We start from the raw sequence: 19,364 nt of genomic DNA, 5'->3' as shown, positions 1-19,364 counted from the left end.
GCGGGGCCCGCACCGCCGGGTGCTCAGCTCGCGCTGGTGCGCCAGCCCTGCTGGTAGGTCTCCCGCGCCATGGCGGCGTACGGGGTGGGGCTGACGATCGCCCGCACGGAGAACTGCTCGTGCGGCTGCACGGTGGTCTTGCGCGAGCCGCCGTCGGGCTCGCCCCAGACCACGGTGACCTCGGCGCCCAGCGGGACGTCGGGGGCCACGGTCGCCAGGGACAGCGCGGTGCGCTCGTTGGCGCTGTAGCCGGTGAACATCGACAGCCCGACGACGGTGCCGTCGGCGTCCAGGACCGAGTCGAAGTTCGACGAGCCGTAGTTGGCGTTGGGCAGGTCGAAGAACTGGTAGCCCGGGCCCGGACGCACCGGCGAGGCGAGCAGTTCGGCGACGTCGTCGGCGTTCCAGGCCAGGGTGACCTTGCGGCGCTGCGTCGTCGGGTCGATCGCCTCCAGCGCGCTGCGGCCGATGAAGTCGTGGTCGAACTTGACGAAGTTGCCGTACCCGAGCTCCCACGGATTCGTGTAGTAGTCGGTGATGTCGTCGGAGACGAAGCTGCCGGCCAGGGCGTTGGTGGCCTCGTAGCCCTGCGCGGGCAGCCACTCGCGGTAGGCCCGCAGCTCCTCGCCGGTGTAGATCGCCGGCAGCGGGGAGGGGATCCAGCCCGACTCCAGGGTGTTGCAGCTGTAGGCGCGGGCACCGGCGGGCTCCAGGCCGAACTCGGCCCCGGCCTCCAGGATGGCCTCGCGGACGACGTCGTAGCTGTCGTACGGGCCCCAGATCTCCAGCCCCGGGGCGCCGGCCATGCCGTGCCGCAGCGTGCGGATCTCCTGGCCGGCGATGGTCATGGTGCCCATCCGGAAGAACTTGACCTTGTCGACGGTGCCGCCGTTGACCTTCTCGATGACCTCCCAGGCGCGCGGGCCCTGGATCTGGAAGCGCCAGACGTCCCGGGTGACCTGCTTGCCGTAGGGCCGCGAGGGGGAGCGGGGGTCGTTGCGGACGTCGACGTCGTAGCCGCCGGTCTCGGCCTGGAACATCAGCCAGTTGGCCACCGGGGCGCGGCCGACGTAGACGAACTGGTCCTCGGCCAGGCGGAAGAGGATGCCGTCGCCGATGACGCCGCCGTCGGGGGAGACCGGGACGAACTGCTTGGCCGAGTCGACCGGGAAGACCGCGGTGCTGTTGATCCCGGTGTCGGTGAACAGCTTCAGCGCGTCGGCGCCCGAGACCCACAGGTTGGTCATGTGGTGGGACTGGTCGAACAGCACGGCGGTCTGCTGCCAGGCGGTGACCTCGCGGCGGAAGTTCGTGAACTCCGAGGGCACGACGGGGTAGATGTAGGTGCCCAGCTGGGAGTTGCGCAGCAACTCCACGGTGCCGCCCGACTGGTCCAACACGTCCTGCAGGTTCGTGGCTGTCATGTCCTACCCGTTCTGGTCGCTGCTGCCCCGGTGACCACGGTCGGGTCCCCTCCCTGACGCTAGGGACCCCGGGGACGCGGCGGACCCGAGGAATGGCGGGGGATCGGCGTCGGACGCGACGCGTCCGGGCAGGACAGATGTCGCGTGCGGCACCCCCGCTGCGGCGGGCACGGTCGGGACGTCCAGGCGGTGCACGGCCGCCCCCGTGGTCCTAGCGTCGACGGCACGCCGCACCACGGCGACCGCGCCACCGGCACCAGGGAGCCCGCATGACCAGCCCGAGCAGCCCCACCGCGGCGGAGACCTACCTGTTCGACGGCCCCAGCAGCCGGCGCGGGCGGGCGATGAACAAGCTGTTCATGTCCCTGCGCGACGAGCAGGCCCGGGCCACGTTCCTGGCCGACGAGACGGCGTACTGCGCCCGGTTCGCGCTGAGCCCGGAGCAGACGCGGGCCGTGCTGGACCGGGACTGGCAGGCGATGCTCGACCTGGGCGGCAGCATCTTCTACATCTACAAGCTGGCGCTGATGGACGGGCTGTCCATGCAGTACCTCGGTGGGGTCTTCACCGGGATGACCGAGGCGGACTTCAAGGCCGCCATGCTCGCGGGAGGACGCACCGATGTCTGAGGTCATCTGGGGTCTGGGGACCTCGCACGTGCCGTCGATCGGGGCGGCCATGGACCGCGGCATGACCGCCGAGCCGGTCTGGGCCCCCCTCTTCGAGGGCTACCGGCCGGCCCGGGAGTGGCTGGCCGACCACACGCCCGACGTCGCGGTGCTGATCTACAACGACCACGCCAACGGCGTCGACCTGGACATCGTGCCGACGTTCGGCATCGGCACCGCCGACCGGTACACCGTGGCCGACGAGGGGTTCGGCAAGCGCCCGGTGCCCGACGTGCTGGGTCATCCGGAGCTGTCGTTCCACCTGCTGCAGCAGCTGGTCGACGAGGGGTTCGACCTCACCGTCTTCGGCGAGCTGGACGTCGACCACGGCTTCACCGTGCCGCTGTCGGTGTGGACGCCGGACCCCGGGGACGCCTGGCCCTGCCCGGTCATCCCGATCATGGTCAACGTCATCCGCTACCCGCAGCCCACCGCGGCCCGCTGCTACGCCCTCGGCCAGGCCCTCGGCCGGGCGCTGGCCAGCTTCCCGGAGGACATCACGGTCGGCGTGCTGGGCACCGGCGGCATGTCGCACCAGCTCGCCGGCACCCGGGCGGGATTCATCAACCCGACCTTCGACCACATGTTCCTCGACGCCATCCAGCACGACCCGCAGAAGCTGGCCGCGATGACCCGCGAGGACTACATCCGCGAGGCCGGGTCCGAGGGCATCGAGCTGATCATGTGGCTGGTCATGCGCGGGGCGATGAACGCCGAGATCACCAAGGTGCACTCGGCCTACCACGTGCCGGCGTCCAACACCGCCGCCGGCCTGGCCCTGTTCGACAACCGCGCGCCGGTCGCCGCCGGCTAGACCAGGGTGGCCGGCTCCCAGCCGCGCAGCGCGTTCAGCACGGCGAGGCCCTCGGCCCGGACCAGGTCGTCCGGGACGAGGGCCCGCTCGCGCAGCCGGCCGGACGCCACGGCGGCGGCGCGGGCCACCCCGGGCAGGCAGCCGCCGCCCAGCGGCGGGGTCCACCAGACGCCGTCCAGCCGGACGGCGAGGGTGGCCCGGCAGGTCTCGGTGACCTCGCCGCGGGTGTTCACCAGCACCATGTCGTCGGCCCCGGGGTGCCGGGCCAGCCGGGTGTCGTAGGGCGCCCGCAGCGTCGTCTTGTGGTGTGGCCAGCAGACGGTCTCGTCGACCGGCTCGTCGTCCACGGCCAGCCGGACCAGGTCGCGCGGGGCGGGCAGGCCGGCCAGGTCCACGGCGACCTCGCCGTCGGGTCCGCAGCGCAGCCGGACCCGGGCGTCCCCGGCACCGGCCAGCGCCTGCTGCAGGGCGGCCTCCACCGCCGGGACGTCGAGGCGGAACCCGAAGTAGGCCGCCGAGTCGGTGAGCCGGGCGCGGTGGCCGGGCCAGGCGACCAGCCCGCGGCCGGCCTCGTGCCGCATCGTCTCCAGCAGCTCGAAGGCCGCCGGCGGGGCGGCCAGGATCCGGGCCTTGGTCTCCAGCTCGGCGTACTCCGCCTCTGCCTCGGAGCTCCAGGTGATGCCCCCGCCGACGCCGTAGACCGCCGTCCCGGCCGACCGGTCGACCACGGCGGTCCGGATGGCGACGGTGAACCGGGCGTGCGCCGCCGGCCCCACGTACCCGACGGCCCCGCAGTAGACGCCGCGCGGGCCGGGCTCGAGCTCGGTGATCAGCGCCGTCGTCGACGTCTTGGGCGCCCCGGTGATCGACCCGCACGGGAACAGCGCGGTGAACAGGTCGACCAGCCCGGTGCCCGGGCGGAGCTGCGCCCGGACCTCCGAGGTCAGCTGGTGCACCGTGGGGTAGCGCTCGGCCGACAGCAACCGGGTGACCTCGACCCCGCCGACGACGGCCACCTGGGCCAGGTCGTTGCGGACCAGGTCCACGATCATCACGTTCTCGGCGCGCTCCTTCGGGCTGGCCAGCAGCGCGGCCCGGGCCAGCTGGTCGGCCGCGGTGGTCGGGCCCCGCGCGGCGGTGCCCTTCATCGGCGCCATCACCACCTGGTCGCCGTCCCGGGTGAAGAACAGCTCCGGGCTGGCGCTGGCGACGGCGAACCGGCCGGTGTCCAGGTAGGCGTTGCCGCTCCCGCGCTGGGCCAGCGCCAGGTCGGCGTACAGGCTCAACGGGTCGCCGGCGGTGCGGGCGCGCAGCCGGGTGGTGAGGTTGACCTGGTAGGTGTCCCCGGCGGCGATCCGTTCGCGGACGGCGGCCACCGCGGCGGCGTGCGTGGCCCGGCCCGCGTCGGCGACCCACGGGCCGGTGCGGTGCCCGGTGCCGGCGTCGGCGGTGATCGGCGGGCCGGCCTCGGGGGCGTCGTCCACGACGCCGAACCAGACCAGCGGCAGCCCCTCCTCGGGCGGGTGCACCGGCAACCCGGCCCCGAGCCCCGCCGCCGCCTCGTAGGCGACGAACCCGGCCGCCCAGGAGCCCTGTGCGCACGCCTGCTCCACCGCGGCGAGCACGCCGGGGACCTCGGCCGGGGTCCAGGCGGCCAGCACCCGCGGCGGGGTGCTGAACAGCAGGGCCTGCCCGGCGACCAGGTCGTCGAACCGCGCCCAGCAGGGGTCGGGCGCAGCGGGGACGGACACCGGACCATCGTGGTCGACGGCCGTCGGCGGCGGATCGTCGCTCTGCGCGCCCGGGCTACGTCACATGCCCTACCCGGGGCACGACGGCCGCCCACCGAGGTCCGGTCATCCGCGCGATCCTCCGAGACCGGTGCCGTCCCTACCGTCGAACCAGGTCAGGTGCCGGGTCCCCGGCGCCGCCCCCGAGGGAAGGCCACCCGCAGATGACGTCCGAGTCCCTGGCAGCCGCCGTCGACCGCGCCGGCTCCCCGGTCGAGCTGCTGCGGCACTCGGCGGCCCGGGCCATGACGTTCCCGGTCGCGCCGGAGTTCACCAACTGGCGCTCGGAGCAGCGGGCCTGGGCGGAGACCTGCGCCCTGCTGGACCAGTCGCACCACATGACCGACCTGTTCCTGTCCGGGCCCGGCGCGCTGGACCTGCTGCGCGGGCTGGCGGTGAACTCCTTCGAGGGCTTCGGCGTGGACAAGGCCAAGCAGTTCGTGGCGGTCAACCCCGACGGGCAGCTGATCGGCGACGCGATCCTCTTCCACCTGGAGGACGAGCTGTTCGACCTGGTCGGCCACCCGATGGTCATCGACTGGGTGCTGTTCCACCTGCAGCGCGGCGACCACGACGTCACCGCCGAGCGCGACGACAACTCCGCCGTCCGCACCGACGGCCCGCCCCGCCTGTACCGCTACGAGCTGCAGGGGCCGACCGCGGCCGCCGTCCTCGAGCAGGCCACCGGCGCGCCGCTGCCGGACACGAAGTTCTTCCACATGGCCACCTTCACCGTCGACGGCGCCACCGTGCGGGCGCTGCGGCACGGCATGGCCGGCCAGCCCGGCTTCGAGCTGTTCGGGCCCTGGGCCGACGGCGAGCGGGTGCTGCAGGCGCTGCTGACCGCCGGCGCCGACCACGGCCTGGTCCGGGCCGGCGCCAAGGCCTACTCCACGGCCAACCTGGAGTCCGGGTGGGTGCCCGCCCCGATCCCGGCGGTCTTCGGCGACGACCCGCTGCTGCAGGAGTACCGGGAGTGGCTGCCGGCCTCGGCGATCGGCGCGATCGGCGGCAGCGTGGACTCCGCCGACATCGCCGACTACTACCTGACCCCCTACGACCTGGGCTACGACCGGAACGTGAAGTTCGACCACGACTTCGTCGGCCGGGCGGCACTGGAGGCGCTCGCGGTCGCCCCGCCCAGGCGAAAAGTCACCCTGGTGTGGCACCCCGAGGACGTCGCCGCGGCCATGGGATCGCTGGTCGAGGAGGGCCCGGGCGCGAAGTACCTGGACCTGCCCAAGATCCGCTACGCGCTGCACCAGGAGGACCAGGTGTTGCTCGACGGCCGGCCGGTCGGCGTCTCCCTGGACTGCGGCTACATCGCCAACGAGCGGGTGATGGTCTCCCTCGCCGCGGTGGACCTGGCCTGCGCCGAGCCCGGCACCGAGGTCGTCGTCCGCTGGGGCGAGGAGCCGAACTCGCGCAAGCCGCAGGTCGAGGAGCACCGGGTGGTCGACATCCGCGCCACGGTGGCCCAGGCCCCCTACGTCCAGTTCGCCCGCAGCAGCTACCGGGACCGGTGATGGCCGTGGTCTCCCGCCCGGACGCCGGGCTGCCGCGGGCCGGCCGGGCCCAGCTCGCCGCCGCCCTCCGCGACGCCACCTACGAGGTGCTGCCCTTCAAGACGGCCGAGGACAAGGTGCTGGCCGACGTCCCCACCGACGTCGCGCTCACCGTCACCACCACCGAGGCCAAGGGCCTGGGCCCGACCGTGGACCTCGCCGTCCGGCTGACCGCCGCCGGGTACCGGGCCGCGCCGCACCTGGCGGCCCGGCTGGTCCGGGACCGGGCGCACCTGGCCGACCTGGTGGCCCAGCTGCGCGAGGCCGGCGTCGACCGGGTCTTCGTGATCGGCGGGGACGCCGCCGAGCCGGCCGGTGACTTCACCGACGCCCTCGGCCTGCTGGAGGCCCTGGACGAGATGGGCCGCCCGTTCAGCACGGTCGGGATCGGCGGCTACCCGGAGGGGCACGGCAGCATCGCCGACGAGCTCGTCGAGCGCGCGCTGGAGGCCAAGGCCGAGCACGCCACCCAGGTCATCACCCAGCTGTGCTTCGACGCCGCGACCACCGTGCGGTGGGCCCGCACGGCCTACGAGCGCGGGGTCACCCTGCCGGTCCGGGTGGGCATCCCCGGGGCGATCAGCCGGCAGAAGCTGATCCGGGTGTCGGCCGGCCTCGGCCTGGGCCAGTCCGCCCGGTTCCTGAAGAAGCAGCAGAACATGTTCTGGCGGTTCTTCCTGCCCGGCGGCTACAGCCCGGACAAGCTGATCCAGCAGCTGACCCCGGCCTTCGGCGTCCCGGGCAGCGGGCTCGAGGGCCTGCACGTGTTCACCTTCAACGAGCTGGACACCACCGAGGCCTGGCGGCAGCGCTGGCTGGCCCGGCTCCCGTGACCGCCCAGCTCATCGACGGCCGCGCCTGCGCCCGCGCCCTGCGCGAGGAGCTGGCCGTCGACGTCGCCGCGCTGCGCCGGGACGGCGTGGGCATCGGCCTGGCCACCCTGGCGGTCGGCCAGGAGTACGGGGCCGGCGCCTACGAGCGACGGCTGCGCCGGTTGGCCGGCGAGCTGGACGTGCCCTACCGGCACCGCGCGCTGGACGGCGCGACCACCCTGCCCGAGGTCCTGGCCGAGGTGGCGCTGCTGAACGCCGACCCGGCCGTCTCCGGGATCCTGGTGCTGCGCCCGCTGCCGGCGCACCTGGACGAGTCCGTGGTGTTCCGGGCCATCGACCCGACCAAGGACATCGAGAGCGTGCACCCGGAGAACGCCGGCCTGCTGGCCCTGGGCGTGCCCCGCTTCGTGCCGTCCACCGCGGCGTCGGTGTTCCACCTGCTCGACACCTGGCTGGACTCGGTGGGGGAGGACCGCACGGACTTCTACCACCGGGCGAACATCGTCGTGGTCGGCCGCTCGAACAACGTGGGCAAGCCCGCGATCAGCCTGGGCTACGCCCGGCAGGCCACGGTGCAGTCGGTCGACGAGTGGGCCGACCGGACCACCGGCATCGGCCGGCACACCCGGTGGGCCGACGTGCTGGTGGTCGCCGCGGGCAAGGCCGGACTGATCAGGGCCGAGCACGTCAGCGAGGGCGCCGTCGTCATCGACGTCGGCATCAACGCCCGGACCGGCCCGGACGGCGTCGTCCACATGGTCGGCGACGTCGACTTCGCCTCGGTGGCCCCGCGGGTACGGGCGATCACCCCGGTCCCCGGCGGCGTCGGCCCGGTCACCGACGTCTGGCTGCTGCGCACCACCGTCACCGCGGCCCGGCTCGCCGCCGGGCAGCCCGCCCCGTCCCTGCTGGAGGTGCCATGACCCCGCCCCTGGGCGCGCAGCACGGCGTGCTGCTGCTGCACTGCCCCGACGCCCCCGGCATCGTGCACGCGGTCAGCGGCCTGCTGGTGGACCTGGACTGCACCATCGTGCAGAGCGGCCAGTTCGGCAGCCCCAGCACCGGTGAGTTCTTCCTGCGCGTGGAGTTCGCCCGGGTCGACGGCGCCCCGCTGGACCTGCCGGCCATCCGGGCGGCCGTCGAGCCGCTGGCGGAGCGGTTCGGGATGACCTGGACCCTGGCCGACCGGAACCACCGGCCGCGCGTGGTGATCATGGTGAGCAGGTTCGCCCACTGCCTGCACGACCTGCTCTTCCGCGCCTCCGTGGGTGAGCTGGGCATCGAGGTCGTCGCGGTGGTGTCCAACCACCCGGACCTGGGCCGGGTGGCCGACAGCTTCGGCGTGCGGTTCGTGCACATCCCGGTCACGCCGGACACCAAGGCCGACGCCGAGGCGCAGCTGCTCGAGCTGGTGGAGCGCGAGGAGGTCGAGCTGGTCGTGCTGGCCCGGTACATGCAGATCCTCAGCGACGGCCTGTGCCGCGCGCTGGCCGGCCGGGCGATCAACATCCACCACTCGATGCTGCCCAGCTTCAAGGGCGCCCGGCCCTACCACCAGGCCCACGCCCGCGGCGTGAAGTTCATCGGCGCCACCGCGCACTACGTCACCGCCGACCTCGACGAGGGTCCGATCATCGAGCAGGAGCTCATCCGGGTCGACCACTCCCACGGTCCCGACGACCTGGCCGCCCGCGGCCGGGAAGCCGAGAGCCGGGCGCTGGCCCGCGCGGTCCGCTGGCACACCGAGACCCGGGTCGCGGTGGTGGGCAACCGGACCGTCGTCTTCGGCTGAGCCTCAGCGCAGCAGACCGCCGCCGTCCACCACCACGCACTGGCCGGTGGTGAGCCGGCCGTCGGGGGAGAGCAGGTGCGCCACCGTGCCGGCGACGACGTCCCCGGTGACCGGGTCGGGGATGGCCTGCTGCGACCGGGTGCGGGCGAAGACCTCGGGACCCGAGTGCGCCTGGGTGCCCGGTGTCTCCACCTGGGCGGGGACGACGGCGTTGACGGTGACCCGGTGCTCGCCGAGCTCGCGGGCCATCACCCGGGTCATGCCGATCACCGCGCCCTTGCTGGCCACGTAGGCGAGCTGGCCGGGGCCGCCGGTGAAGAACGTGCGGCTGCCCAGGTTGACCACCCGGCCGCCGGCCTCGGCGTCGCGCAGGTGCGGGAAGCAGGCCTGCGTCATCAGCAGCACGCCGACGGCGTTGACGTCGAAGAAGCGGTGCATCTGCTCGGGCGTGGTCTCCAGGAAGCTGGCCCGCCCGGACAGCAGGCCCGCGTCGTTGACCAGCGCGTCCAGCCGGCCGTGCCGGGCCACCACGGCGGCCACGGTGTCGTGCACGGCGATCGGGTCGGTGACGTCGCAGTCCCACCAACCGACGGTGCCGCCCTCGACCGCCGCCCGCACGCCCTCGTCGGCCGGTGGTGCCACGTCCAGGGCGGCGACGGCGAACCCGTCGGCGACCAGCCGGCGCACGATGGCCGCCCCGATGCCGCCGGCCGCGCCGGTGACGACGGCGACCGGCGTCACCGGCGTTCCTGCGGGTGGGTGGCCAGGGCCTCCACCTGCACGTCCATGTACTTCCACATCGGCAGCGAGACCAGGGCGTCGTGCAGCTCGGCGGGGTCGGCCGCCGCGTAGAGCCCGACGGTGGCGTTGCGGCCGGGCACCCGCCACAGCCGCAGCAGGATGCCGGCGTCCCGCAGCTCCTGGGCCCGCGCGCGCTCCCCGGCGCGCAGGGACTCCCGGACGTCGTCCGGGGTGTCGAGGGGCATGCGGTTCTCGGTCCGGACGAGGAACTCCACGGTGGTCTCCAGTCTCAGCGGGCGAGTCGGTCCAGCAGGGCGGCCAGCTCGTCGGGAGCGGTCACCATGGCCTCGTGGCCGGTGGCGATCTCGTGCACGGGCCAGCCGCGGGCGCGGGCCCGGTCGGCCTGGCCGGCGAACACCCCCATCCAGTCGGTGCACTCGACGAAGGCGGCGGGGACGCCATCCCCGGCGCCGGTCAGCCGGAGCGGGTCGGTGTAGGTCTTCCACGGGTGCGGGGTGAGCTTGGGCAGCAGCCAGTCCACGTCGGCCTGCTCGGTGACGCCCAGCACCGACAGCTTGCGGACGGCGACCAGCCAGCCGAAGCCCTGCTCGGCGGCGGACTCGGCCCAGTGGTGGGCGACGGTCTCGGGCAGCAGCTCGCGGGCGGCCTCGCCGTCGTCCCCGACGAAGGCGTCCAGGTGCACCCGCAGCGCGACCCGGTCGGGACGGCGGTCGGTCACCGCGGTGACCACCTGGCCGGCGTAGCTGTGCCCGACCAGCACGACGTCGCGCAGGTCGAGGGTGTCGAGCAGGCGGACGACGTCCTCGACGTGGGTGTCCAGCCCGACCAGCGGCGAGAGCAGGTGCGCCCGCTCCGACAGCCCGGTCAGCGTGGGCGCGTGCACCTCGTGGCCGGCGGCGCGCAGCACCGGGGCGACCCGGTCCCAGCACCACCCGCCGTGCCACGCGCCGTGGACGAGCACGAACGTCGACACGGTCCCCACCTCCCGCGAGCTGCCGGCCCGATCGGGCCTCCCGAAATCCTAGGGAGGACACCGGGGGACGACGTGCTCCGCGTGACCCGGGTGCCGTGGCCGGTGCGGCACCGGTGCGGCGCGACATCTGACCCGCCCGGCCCGGGTCGCCCGGCCGGTGCGGGCGCGTCGTCGGACCGGCGCGGAGCGGTCGGCCGGTGCAGCAGGCTCCGGGCAGCACCTCCCCGCACCACCGCCCGGTGGCGCCCACTCCAGCGACGGAGCAGCAGACGATGACGCAGACCGACCCCACCCCGACCCTCGTGCTGGTGCACGGCGCCTGGCACGGTTCCTGGTGCTGGTCGACGGTGGTCGACGAGCTGGCCGCCCAGGGGCAGGCGACGGCGACGGTGGACCTGCCCAGCTCGGGGCAGGACGCCGCGGCGCTCGGGGGACTGGCCGACGACATCGCGGCCGTCGGTGCGGTGCTCGACGCGGTCGAGGGGCCCAAGGTGCTGGTCGGCCACTCCTACGGCGGGCTGCCGGTGAGCGCAGCCGCGGTCGGCCGGGACGACGTGGTGGGCGTGGTCTACGTGTGCGCCTTCGTCCTGGACGAGGGGGCGACCCTGCTGCAGGCCGGCGGCGGCACGCCGCCGCCGTTCTGGGACATCTCGGCCGACGGCACGCACATGGCCGCCGCCGACCCGGTCGCGGTCTTCTACGGCGACTGCGACCCGGCCGTGGCCGCGTCGGCCGCGGCGCAGCTGGGGTTCCAGTCGATGAGCTCGGTGACCACCCCACTGCCGGCGACCGCGCACCGGGCGGTGCCCACGACCTACGTGGTGGCCGACCTGGACACCGGCATCCCGCCGTTCGTGCAGGAGGCGATGGCCGAGGGCCGGGTGGACCACGTGGTGCACGTCGACTCCGCGCACTCGCCGTTCCTCAGCCGGCCGCGCGAGCTGAGCCGGCTGCTGCTGGACGCCGTCGCGAGCGCCTGAGTGCGGGGGCGGGGCCGGCGGCCCCGCCCCCGGTCAGGCGTCGTCCTCGTCCAGGTAGACCACGCCCAGCCGCTCCAGGGTGGGGCGCAGGTCGTAGAGGTCCAGGCCCAGGGTGCCGGCGGCGAACTGCGCCCGCTTCCCGGCCTCCGTGGCCTCCCGGGCGGCCGACGCGGCCACCACGGCGGGGACGTCGGCCAGCGGCACGCACATCACCCCGTCGTCGTCGGCGACCACGGCGTCCCCGGGGGTGATCAGCCGGCCGGCCACCACCACGGGCACGTTCACCGAGCCGGGGACCGCCTTGGCCGTGCCCTGCGCGTGCACCGCCCGGGACCAGACCGGGAAGTCCATGGCGGTCAGCTCGGCGACGTCCCGGACGCCGGCGTCGGTGACCAGGCCCAGCACGCCGCGGGCCCGCAGCTGGGTGGCGAACAGCTCGCCGAACATGCCGTCGGTGCTGCGTGAGGTGGTCGCCACGACCAGCACGTCACCGGCCCGGCACTGCTCGATGCAGGCGTGGATCATCAGGTTGTCGCCGGGGTGGGACAGCACGGTGACCGCCCGGCCGGCAATCCTGGAGCCGGGGTAGATTGGCCGCAGCTCGGGCCCGACCAGCCCGGTCCGGCCGGCCGCCTCGTGCGCGGTCGCGACGCCGAACCCGGCCAGTGCGGCCAGGTCGGCCGGCGCCGGGCCCTTCGTCGTCCGCACCACCACGTGCTGGGTCATCGCAGCTCCGTCCCGACGCTGGGGTAGGTCCGCCGGAAGGCCTCGGCGTGGGTGACGCCGGCGGGGGCGCCGTTGCGCCGGGCCTGCACGCCGCGCCGGACGCCGAGGTCGGTGTAGTAGTCGACGAGATGACCCTGGCCGCCGGCCATGCAGCGCATGGCCTCGAGCTTGCGCTCCCAGACCGGGGAGACGTCCAGCAGCAGGTCGGGCACGAAGCCGCAGACCTCGGGCTGGTGCGGCTCGAACTGGAACACCTGCGGGGCGCCCAGCGGGGCGGTGCTGCGGTCGTGGCCGTGCGCCTGGGCGACCATCCGGGTCCGCAGCGTGGTGGCGTGGGCCAGGTCGTGGTCGGTGTTGTACGGGTCGTGCGGTACGTGGGTGAGCAGCACGTCCGGGGCGTGCGCGCGCAGGATCGCGACGAGGGTGTCCTCGGCGCCGGCGTCCACCCGCAGCGGGTAGTCGCCGAGGTCCAGGAACTCGACCGTCGCGCCCAGGGCCTGCGCGGCGGCGGTGGACTCCGCGCGTCGGGCGGTCTTGACGCCGTCCAGGGTCATGCCCTCCTGCTTCCAGAGGCCCTGGGACTCGCCGCGCTCGCCGAAGCTCAGGCACACGACGTGCACCGCGGCGCCGCGGTCGGCGTAGAGCGCCAGGGCACCCCCGGCGCGCCAGACGAAGTCGGCGGCGTGCGCGCTGACGACCAGCACGGAGCCGGGTCCTGGGGCTGTCATGACGGGTGCACCCTCCGGTCGACCGGGGCGACCGGTGCCGGGGGCGGCACGGCGTCGTCCACGTGTGCCGAGGGTAGGCAGCCGGCCGGCCGGCGACCCACCGTGCGATGACCCCTCCGGGACCGGTGGCACGACGCGGCCGGGCTACGTCATCCGTCCCGGAGGGTCAGGGGGCGCTGACCACCGACAGCAGCTGCAGCTTCTCGTGGCTCTCGCTGCCGGGCACCGCGGTGTAGACCAGCAGCGAGTGGGACTGCTGCGGGTCGGACAGGGTCTGGCACTGCAGCTCCAGCAGGCCGACCTCCGGGTGCACGAAGCGCTTCACCGGCCGCGGCCGCACGCCGACCTCGTGGGTGGCCCAGACCTGCCGGAACTCCTCGCTGCGCGCCAGCAGGTCCTCGGCGAGCGCCGCGGCCCGGGACCGCGGACCCCGGAGCGCGATGACCTCCCGCAGCCCGGAGGCCCACACCCGGGACAGGTAGCCGTGGTCGTCGGGGTGGTAGAGCGACCGGGACCCGGGATCGGTGAACCAGCGGTGGCCCAGGCTGCGCCCGGGGCCGGTCCGCACCGAGGCGTCGCCCAGCAGGGCGATGCCCATCCGGGTCTGGCGCAGGGTCTCCCCGAGCTCGGTCACCACCTCGGCCGGGGTGTCGTCGAGCCGGTCGAGGATCCGCAGGATGCCCGGCCCGACGTGCTGGCTCTCCGCGCCCCGGGCGGGCGGGTGGTGGCCGGCGAGGCGGGACAGGTGGTCGCGCTGGTCGAGGGACAGGTGCAGGCCCTGCGCGATCGCCGCGACCATGCCCTCCGACGGCTGCGGCCCCCGCCGGCGCTCGAGGCGGGCGTAGTAGTCGGCGGACATGTGGGACAGCGCGGCCACCTCCTCGCGGCGGAGTCCGCTGGTGCGACGCCGCTGGCCGCGGGGCAACCCGACGTCCTCGGGCTGCAGCGCCTCCCGGCAGGTGCGCAGGAAGTCCGCCAGACCCGTGCGGTCGATGTCCACGCGCTCTCCTGCCCTCGTCGGTGCCGGTCTCCTCCCGCACCGGTCTCCTTCGTACCGGTCGGCGCCGTCGCGTGGCAGGACCTGGTGATCCCCCTCTGCGCGGCAGGCCCGGCCCGGCCAGCCACGGATCGACAGGCCGTGGCTGCCCCGGCCGGCGGCGCGCACTGTCGGCGGCGACCCGCTCGACACCGACCGTTCGACACCGACCCCGGAGGTCCCCGTGGCCCGCACAGCCCTCGACATCACCGTCCCCGACCTGACCGGCACCCGTGCCCTCGTCACCGGCGCCAGCGACGGCATGGGCCGGCTCATCGCCGCCCGGCTGGCCGCCGCCGGCGCCGAGGTGGTGCTGCCCGTCCGCAACCCCGCCAAGGGCCAGGCCGCACTCGACGGCATCCGGGCGGAGGTGCCCGGCGCTCAGGTGTCGCTGCGCACGATGGACCTGTCCTCGTTGGACTCCGTGGCCGCGCTGGGCGACGAGCTGCGGGCCGAGGGCGCCCCGATCGGCATCCTGGTGCTCAACGCCGGCGTGATGACCCCGCCCACCCGGCAGACCACCGTCGACGGGCACGAGCTGCAGTTCGGCACCAACCACCTGGGCCACGTGGCCCTGGTCGCCCACCTGCACCCGCTGCTGGTCGCCGGTCGCGCCCGGGTGGTGTCCCAGCTCAGCATCGCGGCCGACCGCGGCGTGCTGCACCTGGCGGACCTGGACTGGGAGCGCAGCTACGACGGGATGAAGGCCTACCGCTCGTCCAAGGTCGCGCTGGGGCTCTTCGGCCTGGAGCTGGACCGGCGCAGCAAGGCCGCCGGCTGGGGGATCACCAGCAACCTGGCGCACCCCGGCATCGCGCCGACCGCCCTGCTGGCCGCCCGTCCCGAGGTCGGTCGCAGCCGGGACACCGCCGGCCGCCGCGTGATCCGGCTGCTGTCCGTCCGCGGGTGGGTGGTCGGCACGGTGGAGAGCGCCGGCCTCCCGGCCCTGCTCGCGGCCACCGACCCGGCGGCCGACGGGGGCCGGTTCTTCGGTCCCCGCGGCCCCCTGGGCCTGGGCGGGGCGCCCGCGCAGCGGCCGCCCTACGCCAGCCTCACCGACGCCGACCTCGCCGCCCGGACCTTCGACCTCTCCCTGCGGCTGTGCGGGTTGACCGCCCTCGGTGCGCCGGCCGCCCCGGAGGACGCCGGCGCCCGGTGACCGCAGCGCCGGTCGGTCAGGGCCGGGTCAGGGGACGGTGACCACGACCTTGCCCGTGCCGCCCTCGGCCAGCGCGTGGGCCTCGGCGACGGACGCCAGCGGGAGGACGTGCGCGACCCGGGGGGTGTACGCCCCGCGCCGGCCCAGCTGGGCGAGCTGCTCGAGCAGGGCGGAGTCGTTGCGGGCGTTGACCGAGCGCGCGCCCAGGCGGGCCGCGCCTGCGGTGTCCACGACGGTGACGACCCGGGTGGCGTCGCCGACGATCGCCACCAGGTCGGGCAGCGAGGCCGAGGGGGCGGCGTGGACGGCGACGTCCACGCCGTCCGGGGCGAGGGCGGCGACCCGGTCGGCCAGGCCCTCGCCGTAGGTCGTCACCCGGATGCCCAGGGCGGTGAGGGCGTCGTGGTGCGCCTGGCTCGCGGTGCCGACGACCGTGGCCCCGGCGGCCAGCGCGAGCGCCGCGACCGCGCTGCCGACGCCGCCGGAGACACCCTCGACCAGCACCGTCCGACCGGCCAGGTCGCCCAGGTCCTCCAGCGCGGCGGCCGCGGTGGCCGACGCCAGGCCGGCAGCGGCCGCCTGCTCGGTGGACCAGCCACCGGGGACGCCGCTCCACGCGGTCAGCACCGCGAACTCCGCCGTGGTGTCGCTGACCCCGCCCAGGCCGAAGACAAGGTCGCCCACCCGGGTGCCCTCGACCCCGGCGCCGACCTCGTCGACCACCCCGACGGCGTCCCGGCCGGGGATCGCCGGCAGCTCCAGGGGCAGCACGGACTCCAGCCGGCCGGCGCGCAGCAGCACGTCGATGGGGTTGACGCTCACGGCCCGGACGGCGATGCGGACGGCGCCGGGACCGGCGTGCGGCTCGGGGGCCTCCTCCACGACGAGGACGTCGGGCGCGCCGTAGCGGTGGTAGCGGGCAGCATGCACGGGGGATCTCCTGTCGACGCGCGGCATCTCTTGCCGCGGAAAGCAACGTACGCCAGGTCCTTTCCGCGGCAAGCAACGGTAGGGTGCGGGCATGGAGCGCCTGTCCGACCAGCAGGACCGCACCTGGTCGCTGCTGGTCGGGGTGATGATGTGGCTCCCCGCCGAGCTCGACACCTACCTCGAGGCCGCCGCCGGCCTGAGCCACGCGGAGTACGGGGTGCTCCGGTGCCTGTCGGCCGGCGAGGACCGCGAGGTGCACATGGGCCGGCTGGCCTCCACCGCCGCCGTCACCCCGTCGCACCTGTCGCGGATCGTCGCCCGGCTGGAGAAGCGCGGGCGGATCACCCGGACCACCGACCCGGCCGACGCCCGGCGCACGCTGGCCCGGCTGACCGAGGCCGGTGCGGAGCTGGTGGCGCAGGTCGAACCGGGCTACGCCCAGGAGGTCCGGCGGCACGTGTTCGAGCCGCTGGGCACCTGGGGGGCCCGGCAGCTGGAGGACCTCGCCGAGGCCCTGCTGACCCCCCTGCGGCCCGACTGCGTGGCCGCGCTGCCGGCGCACGGCGCCCGCTGACCACCGACGCCGGCCACCAGGAGCAGCCATGCGCGCCACCCATGTCCGGCAGGCGTTCTACGGGGTCGCCGCCGTGGTCGGGCTGGTCGGCACCTGGTGGTTTACCCTCCGGTACACCGGCTCGGTCCCGTACCTCGAGGCCTGGTTCGCCAACGCTGCGTCGTCCTCGGCGGCCGTCGACCTGCTGGTCGTGTTCGTCGCGGGCGCGGTGTTCATGACCGTCGAGGGCCGGCGGGTGGGCATGCGGCTGCCCTGGCTCTACGGCCTGCTGTCGCTCCCGACGGCGTTCGCGCTGATGTTCCCGCTGTTCCTGCTCGTGCGGGAACGCGCGCTGGACCGTCAGGTCGCGGCCCCCGCTGTGCCGGCCTGACCCCGGCCGGCGGGTCCGCCCGGGGGTGGAGACCGCCGGCGCGGATCTCCACCCCGGGGGCGATCCGCGACGGGGGACGGCGGGCGACAGTGGTCGCGTGACCACCGCCCTGTCCTCGAGCGCTGCAGCCCCGACCGCTGCGCCCCCGACCGCCCCCGTCCGGTGGCTGCTCGCCCTCGGCGTCGGCGTGGCCGTCGGGGCGCTGACGTCCCCGGCGCAGACGCTGCTCGGGTCGACCGTCCTGTCGGGTCTGACGAACGCGGTCGGGCCGTGGCTGCTGGCGCCGTTCCTGGTCGCCGCGTGGGCCCGCTCGACCCGGTCCGCCGTCCTGGTCGGCGTGCTCGCCTGCACCGCGCAGGTGGCGGGCTACTACATCGTCTCCGCCGCGCGCGGGTTCGGTGTGGCCCCCGTGCCGGTCGCGGTGTGGCTCGTCGCCGGGGTGGTCGGCGGTGCCGTGCTGGGCCTGGCGGGCCGGGCCTGGCGCACCGGGGAGGGGCGGGAGCGCGGCCTCGGGATCGCCGTGCTGGTGGCGGCCTGGCTGGCCGAGGCGGTCGTGCTGTTCGGCGTCGTGCTGGGCCACCCCGGGCAGGCTGCCGTCGCCGGGGGCGTGGGGGTGCTGCTCCTCCTGGTGCTCGGGTCCCACCGTCGGCAGCACCTGGCCGCCGCGCGCTGGCTGCTGCCGGCCGTGGCGGCCGGGGCGCTGGGGTTCGGCGTCCTGCTGGCGCTGCTGTGATGCGGAGGGCGGCGGTGCTGGTGGCCGCGGTCCTGCTGGCCGGCTGCGGAGGGAGCGGCGGGACGGCGTCGACGTCCAGCCCCTCGTCCGCACCGTCGTCCGCGGCGGCGTCCACGACGACCCCCGACGTCGCCGCCCTCGCCGGTGTCGACGCGCTCGAGCAGGCCTACGGCGCCCGGGTGGGCGCCTGGGTGCTGGACACCGGCACCGGGCAGGTGCTCGGCCACCGGGTCGACGAGCGGTTCGCGCACGCCTCGACCATCAAGCTCGTGCTGGTCGGCCTCCTGCTGCAGCGGGTCGACGACGCCCAGCTGGACGCCGTGGTGCCGATCGAGGCCGCCGACGTGCTGGAGTACGCGCCGGTGACGTCGCAGTACGTGGGGGTCGGTCTGCCGCTGCGCGAGGTGATGCGGGCGGCGATCACGGTCAGCGACAACACCGCGGCCAACCTGCTGGTCGAGCAGCTGGGCGGTCCGGCCCAGGTGCAGGCCGCACTGCGGGACGCCGGCAACACCACGACGAACGTCGACCGCACCGAGCCCGCGCTCAACGAGGCCACCCCGGGCGACCCGCGGGACACCTCCACCCCGGCCGGCCTGGGCCGCACCGTCGAGCAGCTCGTGCTCGGCGACGCGCTGACCCCGCCGCGGCGTGCGCTGCTGCTGCAGTGGCTGCAGGAGAACACCACCGGCGACGCGGCCGTCCGGGCCGGCGTCCCGACGGGGTGGACGGTGGGGGACAAGACCGGGAGCGGCGGGTACGGCACCCGCAACGACGTCGCGGTCGTGCAGCCGGACGACGGCGGCGCACCGCTCGTCGTCGTCCTGCTCACCGACCGCGGGACGGCCGAGGCCGACAGCGACGACGGGCTGCTGGCCGATGCCACCCGGGCGGTCGTCGAGCAGCTCGGCCGGTAGGTCCGCCCTCGTCGAGCGTGGGAGGGTCGCCCCCGTGGAGGAGCCGGGTCCCGACGGGATCGTGCTGACCACCGAGCGGCTCCGGCTGCGGCCCTGGCGGGTGGCCGAGGCGCCGGTCCTCCGGCAGCTGTGGGAGGAGCGGGACCCGCGGGTCCCGCCGCACCGCCGGCCCGGCCGCGACGGTCGGCCCACGGTCGAGGAGCTCGGGCGGTGGATCCGGGAGCAGCGGCCGAGCACGCTCGGCTGGCTCGCCGTCGAGCGCCGCGGACAGGGCGACGTCGTCGGGCACTGCGGTCTGCTCGCCGGCGAGCGCGTGCCCGCGGGGGAGCCGGAGATCGCGTTCGAGCTGCTGCGGCACGCCTGGCACCGGGGCCTGGCCACCGAGGCCGCCGCAGCGGTGGTGGGCTGGGCCGACAGCTCGGGGCACCGGCGACTGTGGGCCACGGTCCGGCGGCGGAACGGCGCCTCCCTCCGGGTCCTCGCGCGCGTCGGTTTCGAGCCGACCGACCGGGTGGAGCCCGACGACGCCCACGGCGACACGCTGTTCCTGACCCGGCCGATGAGTCCGCCGGTCGGCTGAGGTCTGCACG

General features: G+C 75.2%; 22 protein-coding genes. 13 read left to right on the top strand and 9 right to left on the bottom strand.

The annotated features are described in order from the left end of the window. Positions 1 to 23: 23 nt before the first annotated feature. Positions 24 to 1,424, bottom strand: a complete 1,401-nt coding sequence (ligM, locus tag UXQ13_RS18055; RefSeq protein WP_225235838.1) for a vanillate/3-O-methylgallate O-demethylase — start codon at positions 1,422 to 1,424, stop codon at positions 24 to 26. Positions 1,425 to 1,693: 269 nt separating this feature from the next. Here ligM and UXQ13_RS18050 point away from each other — a divergent pair, with 269 nt between their 5' ends. Both UXQ13_RS18050 and UXQ13_RS18045 read left to right on the top strand, forming a co-directional pair. Beyond that, the gene (locus tag UXQ13_RS18050) at positions 1,694 to 2,053 is read left to right on the top strand and encodes a protocatechuate 3,4-dioxygenase (protein WP_225235837.1); all 360 of its coding nucleotides are present in this window, start codon (positions 1,694 to 1,696) and stop codon (positions 2,051 to 2,053) included. Beyond that, positions 2,046 to 2,906, top strand: coding sequence for a class III extradiol dioxygenase subunit beta (locus tag UXQ13_RS18045; protein ID WP_225235836.1), 861 nt, complete (start codon positions 2,046 to 2,048; stop codon positions 2,904 to 2,906). The genes UXQ13_RS18050 and UXQ13_RS18045 overlap by 8 nt, the downstream gene beginning before the upstream one ends. Here the strand turns inward: UXQ13_RS18045 and pabB are convergent. Continuing rightward, positions 2,903 to 4,657, bottom strand: coding sequence for an aminodeoxychorismate synthase component I (gene pabB, locus UXQ13_RS18040; RefSeq protein WP_225235835.1), 1,755 nt, complete (start codon positions 4,655 to 4,657; stop codon positions 2,903 to 2,905). The genes UXQ13_RS18045 and pabB overlap by 4 nt on opposite strands. Before the next feature lie 203 nt (positions 4,658 to 4,860). Between pabB and UXQ13_RS18035 the strand changes: the two genes are divergently transcribed. From UXQ13_RS18035 to purU, 4 genes are read left to right on the top strand one after another with little or no spacing between them, the layout of a single operon-like run. Next, a complete protein-coding gene (locus UXQ13_RS18035) occupies positions 4,861 to 6,222 on the top strand; it encodes an aminomethyl transferase family protein (RefSeq protein WP_225235834.1) in 1,362 nt (453 codons plus the stop codon). Beyond that, entirely contained in the window at positions 6,222 to 7,094 is an 873-nt protein-coding gene (locus tag UXQ13_RS18030; RefSeq protein WP_225235833.1) for a methylenetetrahydrofolate reductase, read from the top strand. Before UXQ13_RS18035 ends, UXQ13_RS18030 begins: the two co-directional genes overlap by 1 nt. Continuing rightward, on the top strand, positions 7,091 to 8,017 hold the full coding sequence (locus tag UXQ13_RS18025; protein WP_225235832.1) for a bifunctional 5,10-methylenetetrahydrofolate dehydrogenase/5,10-methenyltetrahydrofolate cyclohydrolase: 927 nt from the start codon (positions 7,091 to 7,093) through the stop codon (positions 8,015 to 8,017). Before UXQ13_RS18030 ends, UXQ13_RS18025 begins: the two co-directional genes overlap by 4 nt. Next, entirely contained in the window at positions 8,014 to 8,886 is an 873-nt protein-coding gene (gene purU / locus UXQ13_RS18020) for a formyltetrahydrofolate deformylase (RefSeq protein ID WP_225235831.1), read from the top strand. Before UXQ13_RS18025 ends, purU begins: the two co-directional genes overlap by 4 nt. Positions 8,887 to 8,889: 3 nt before the next feature. Here the strand turns inward: purU and UXQ13_RS18015 are convergent, their stop codons facing one another. Genes UXQ13_RS18015 through UXQ13_RS18005 form a run of 3 tightly spaced genes read right to left on the bottom strand, consistent with a single transcriptional unit; the run spans position 8,890 to position 10,621 of the window. Continuing rightward, positions 8,890 to 9,627, bottom strand: a complete 738-nt coding sequence (locus tag UXQ13_RS18015; protein WP_225235830.1) for an SDR family NAD(P)-dependent oxidoreductase — start codon at positions 9,625 to 9,627, stop codon at positions 8,890 to 8,892. Further along, on the bottom strand, positions 9,624 to 9,902 hold the full coding sequence (locus UXQ13_RS18010; protein WP_225235829.1) for a muconolactone Delta-isomerase family protein: 279 nt from the start codon (positions 9,900 to 9,902) through the stop codon (positions 9,624 to 9,626). Before UXQ13_RS18010 ends, UXQ13_RS18015 begins: the two co-directional genes overlap by 4 nt. 14 nt (positions 9,903 to 9,916) lie before the next feature. After that, entirely contained in the window at positions 9,917 to 10,621 is a 705-nt protein-coding gene (locus UXQ13_RS18005) for an alpha/beta fold hydrolase (protein WP_225235828.1), read from the bottom strand. A gap of 272 nt (positions 10,622 to 10,893) precedes the next feature. Here UXQ13_RS18005 and UXQ13_RS18000 point away from each other — a divergent pair, with 272 nt between their 5' ends. Continuing rightward, entirely contained in the window at positions 10,894 to 11,601 is a 708-nt protein-coding gene (locus tag UXQ13_RS18000) for an alpha/beta fold hydrolase (protein ID WP_225235827.1), read from the top strand. A gap of 33 nt (positions 11,602 to 11,634) precedes the next feature. On the opposite strand, the gene UXQ13_RS17995 is transcribed toward UXQ13_RS18000, so the two are convergent. The 3 genes from UXQ13_RS17995 to UXQ13_RS17985 form a co-directional block, all read right to left on the bottom strand. Continuing rightward, positions 11,635 to 12,327: a 4-carboxy-4-hydroxy-2-oxoadipate aldolase/oxaloacetate decarboxylase gene (locus tag UXQ13_RS17995; protein ID WP_225235826.1), complete on the bottom strand. Its 693-nt coding sequence runs from the start codon at positions 12,325 to 12,327 to the stop codon at positions 11,635 to 11,637. After that, positions 12,324 to 13,055, bottom strand: a complete 732-nt coding sequence (locus UXQ13_RS17990; protein WP_225235825.1) for a PIG-L deacetylase family protein — start codon at positions 13,053 to 13,055, stop codon at positions 12,324 to 12,326. Before UXQ13_RS17990 ends, UXQ13_RS17995 begins: the two co-directional genes overlap by 4 nt. 166 nt (positions 13,056 to 13,221) lie before the next feature. Beyond that, positions 13,222 to 14,055, bottom strand: coding sequence for a helix-turn-helix transcriptional regulator (locus tag UXQ13_RS17985; RefSeq protein ID WP_225235824.1), 834 nt, complete (start codon positions 14,053 to 14,055; stop codon positions 13,222 to 13,224). Positions 14,056 to 14,275: 220 nt separating this feature from the next. Here UXQ13_RS17985 and UXQ13_RS17980 point away from each other — a divergent pair, with 220 nt between their 5' ends. Continuing rightward, complete coding sequence (locus tag UXQ13_RS17980) at positions 14,276 to 15,250, top strand: SDR family oxidoreductase (protein WP_225235823.1); 975 nt, start codon at positions 14,276 to 14,278, stop codon at positions 15,248 to 15,250. 27 nt (positions 15,251 to 15,277) lie between these two features. Here the strand turns inward: UXQ13_RS17980 and UXQ13_RS17975 are convergent, their stop codons facing one another. Further along, positions 15,278 to 16,180: an NADP-dependent oxidoreductase gene (locus tag UXQ13_RS17975; RefSeq protein ID WP_225235822.1), complete on the bottom strand. Its 903-nt coding sequence runs from the start codon at positions 16,178 to 16,180 to the stop codon at positions 15,278 to 15,280. A gap of 91 nt (positions 16,181 to 16,271) precedes the next feature. Here UXQ13_RS17975 and UXQ13_RS17970 point away from each other — a divergent pair, with 91 nt between their 5' ends. The 5 genes from UXQ13_RS17970 to UXQ13_RS17950 all read left to right on the top strand — a co-directional run bounded on the left by UXQ13_RS17970 (position 16,272) and on the right by UXQ13_RS17950 (position 19,354). After that, positions 16,272 to 16,754, top strand: coding sequence for a MarR family winged helix-turn-helix transcriptional regulator (locus tag UXQ13_RS17970; RefSeq protein ID WP_225235821.1), 483 nt, complete (start codon positions 16,272 to 16,274; stop codon positions 16,752 to 16,754). 28 nt (positions 16,755 to 16,782) lie between these two features. Next, a complete protein-coding gene (locus UXQ13_RS17965; protein WP_225235820.1) occupies positions 16,783 to 17,124 on the top strand; it encodes a DUF2834 domain-containing protein in 342 nt (113 codons plus the stop codon). 97 nt (positions 17,125 to 17,221) lie between these two features. Beyond that, a complete protein-coding gene (locus tag UXQ13_RS17960) occupies positions 17,222 to 17,857 on the top strand; it encodes a DUF6518 family protein (RefSeq protein WP_225235819.1) in 636 nt (211 codons plus the stop codon). After that, entirely contained in the window at positions 17,857 to 18,774 is a 918-nt protein-coding gene (gene bla, locus UXQ13_RS17955; protein ID WP_225235818.1) for a class A beta-lactamase, read from the top strand. The genes UXQ13_RS17960 and bla overlap by 1 nt, the downstream gene beginning before the upstream one ends. A 34-nt stretch (positions 18,775 to 18,808) precedes the next feature. Then, the gene (locus UXQ13_RS17950) at positions 18,809 to 19,354 is read left to right on the top strand and encodes a GNAT family N-acetyltransferase (RefSeq protein ID WP_225235817.1); all 546 of its coding nucleotides are present in this window, start codon (positions 18,809 to 18,811) and stop codon (positions 19,352 to 19,354) included. Positions 19,355 to 19,364: the final 10 nt, after the last annotated feature.

It is taken from the genome of Klenkia terrae (genome assembly GCF_037083865.1).
Taxonomy (GTDB): domain Bacteria; phylum Actinomycetota; class Actinomycetes; order Mycobacteriales; family Geodermatophilaceae; genus Klenkia; species Klenkia terrae.
The sequence above is the reverse complement of the archived record's forward strand: the minus strand, read 5'-3'. Positions and strand labels throughout refer to the sequence as shown.

What these genes read in the sequence shown, in the direction of transcription:
- UXQ13_RS17965 (WP_225235820.1), top strand. Translation starts at nt 16,783, where the DNA reads ATGCGCGCCACCCATGTCCGGCAGGCGTTCTACGGGGTCGCCGCCGTG.
- bla (WP_225235818.1), top strand. Translation starts at nt 17,857, where the DNA reads ATGCGGAGGGCGGCGGTGCTGGTGGCCGCGGTCCTGCTGGCCGGCTGC.
- ligM (WP_225235838.1), bottom strand. Translation starts at nt 1,424, where the DNA reads ATGACAGCCACGAACCTGCAGGACGTGTTGGACCAGTCGGGCGGCACC.
- UXQ13_RS18050 (WP_225235837.1), top strand. Translation starts at nt 1,694, where the DNA reads ATGACCAGCCCGAGCAGCCCCACCGCGGCGGAGACCTACCTGTTCGAC.
- UXQ13_RS17995 (WP_225235826.1), bottom strand. Translation starts at nt 12,327, where the DNA reads ATGACCCAGCACGTGGTGGTGCGGACGACGAAGGGCCCGGCGCCGGCC.
- UXQ13_RS17970 (WP_225235821.1), top strand. Translation starts at nt 16,272, where the DNA reads ATGGAGCGCCTGTCCGACCAGCAGGACCGCACCTGGTCGCTGCTGGTC.
- UXQ13_RS18045 (WP_225235836.1), top strand. Translation starts at nt 2,046, where the DNA reads ATGTCTGAGGTCATCTGGGGTCTGGGGACCTCGCACGTGCCGTCGATC.
- UXQ13_RS18030 (WP_225235833.1), top strand. Translation starts at nt 6,222, where the DNA reads ATGGCCGTGGTCTCCCGCCCGGACGCCGGGCTGCCGCGGGCCGGCCGG.
- UXQ13_RS18000 (WP_225235827.1), top strand. Translation starts at nt 10,894, where the DNA reads ATGACGCAGACCGACCCCACCCCGACCCTCGTGCTGGTGCACGGCGCC.
- UXQ13_RS18035 (WP_225235834.1), top strand. Translation starts at nt 4,861, where the DNA reads ATGACGTCCGAGTCCCTGGCAGCCGCCGTCGACCGCGCCGGCTCCCCG.
- purU (WP_225235831.1), top strand. Translation starts at nt 8,014, where the DNA reads ATGACCCCGCCCCTGGGCGCGCAGCACGGCGTGCTGCTGCTGCACTGC.
- UXQ13_RS17990 (WP_225235825.1), bottom strand. Translation starts at nt 13,055, where the DNA reads ATGACAGCCCCAGGACCCGGCTCCGTGCTGGTCGTCAGCGCGCACGCC.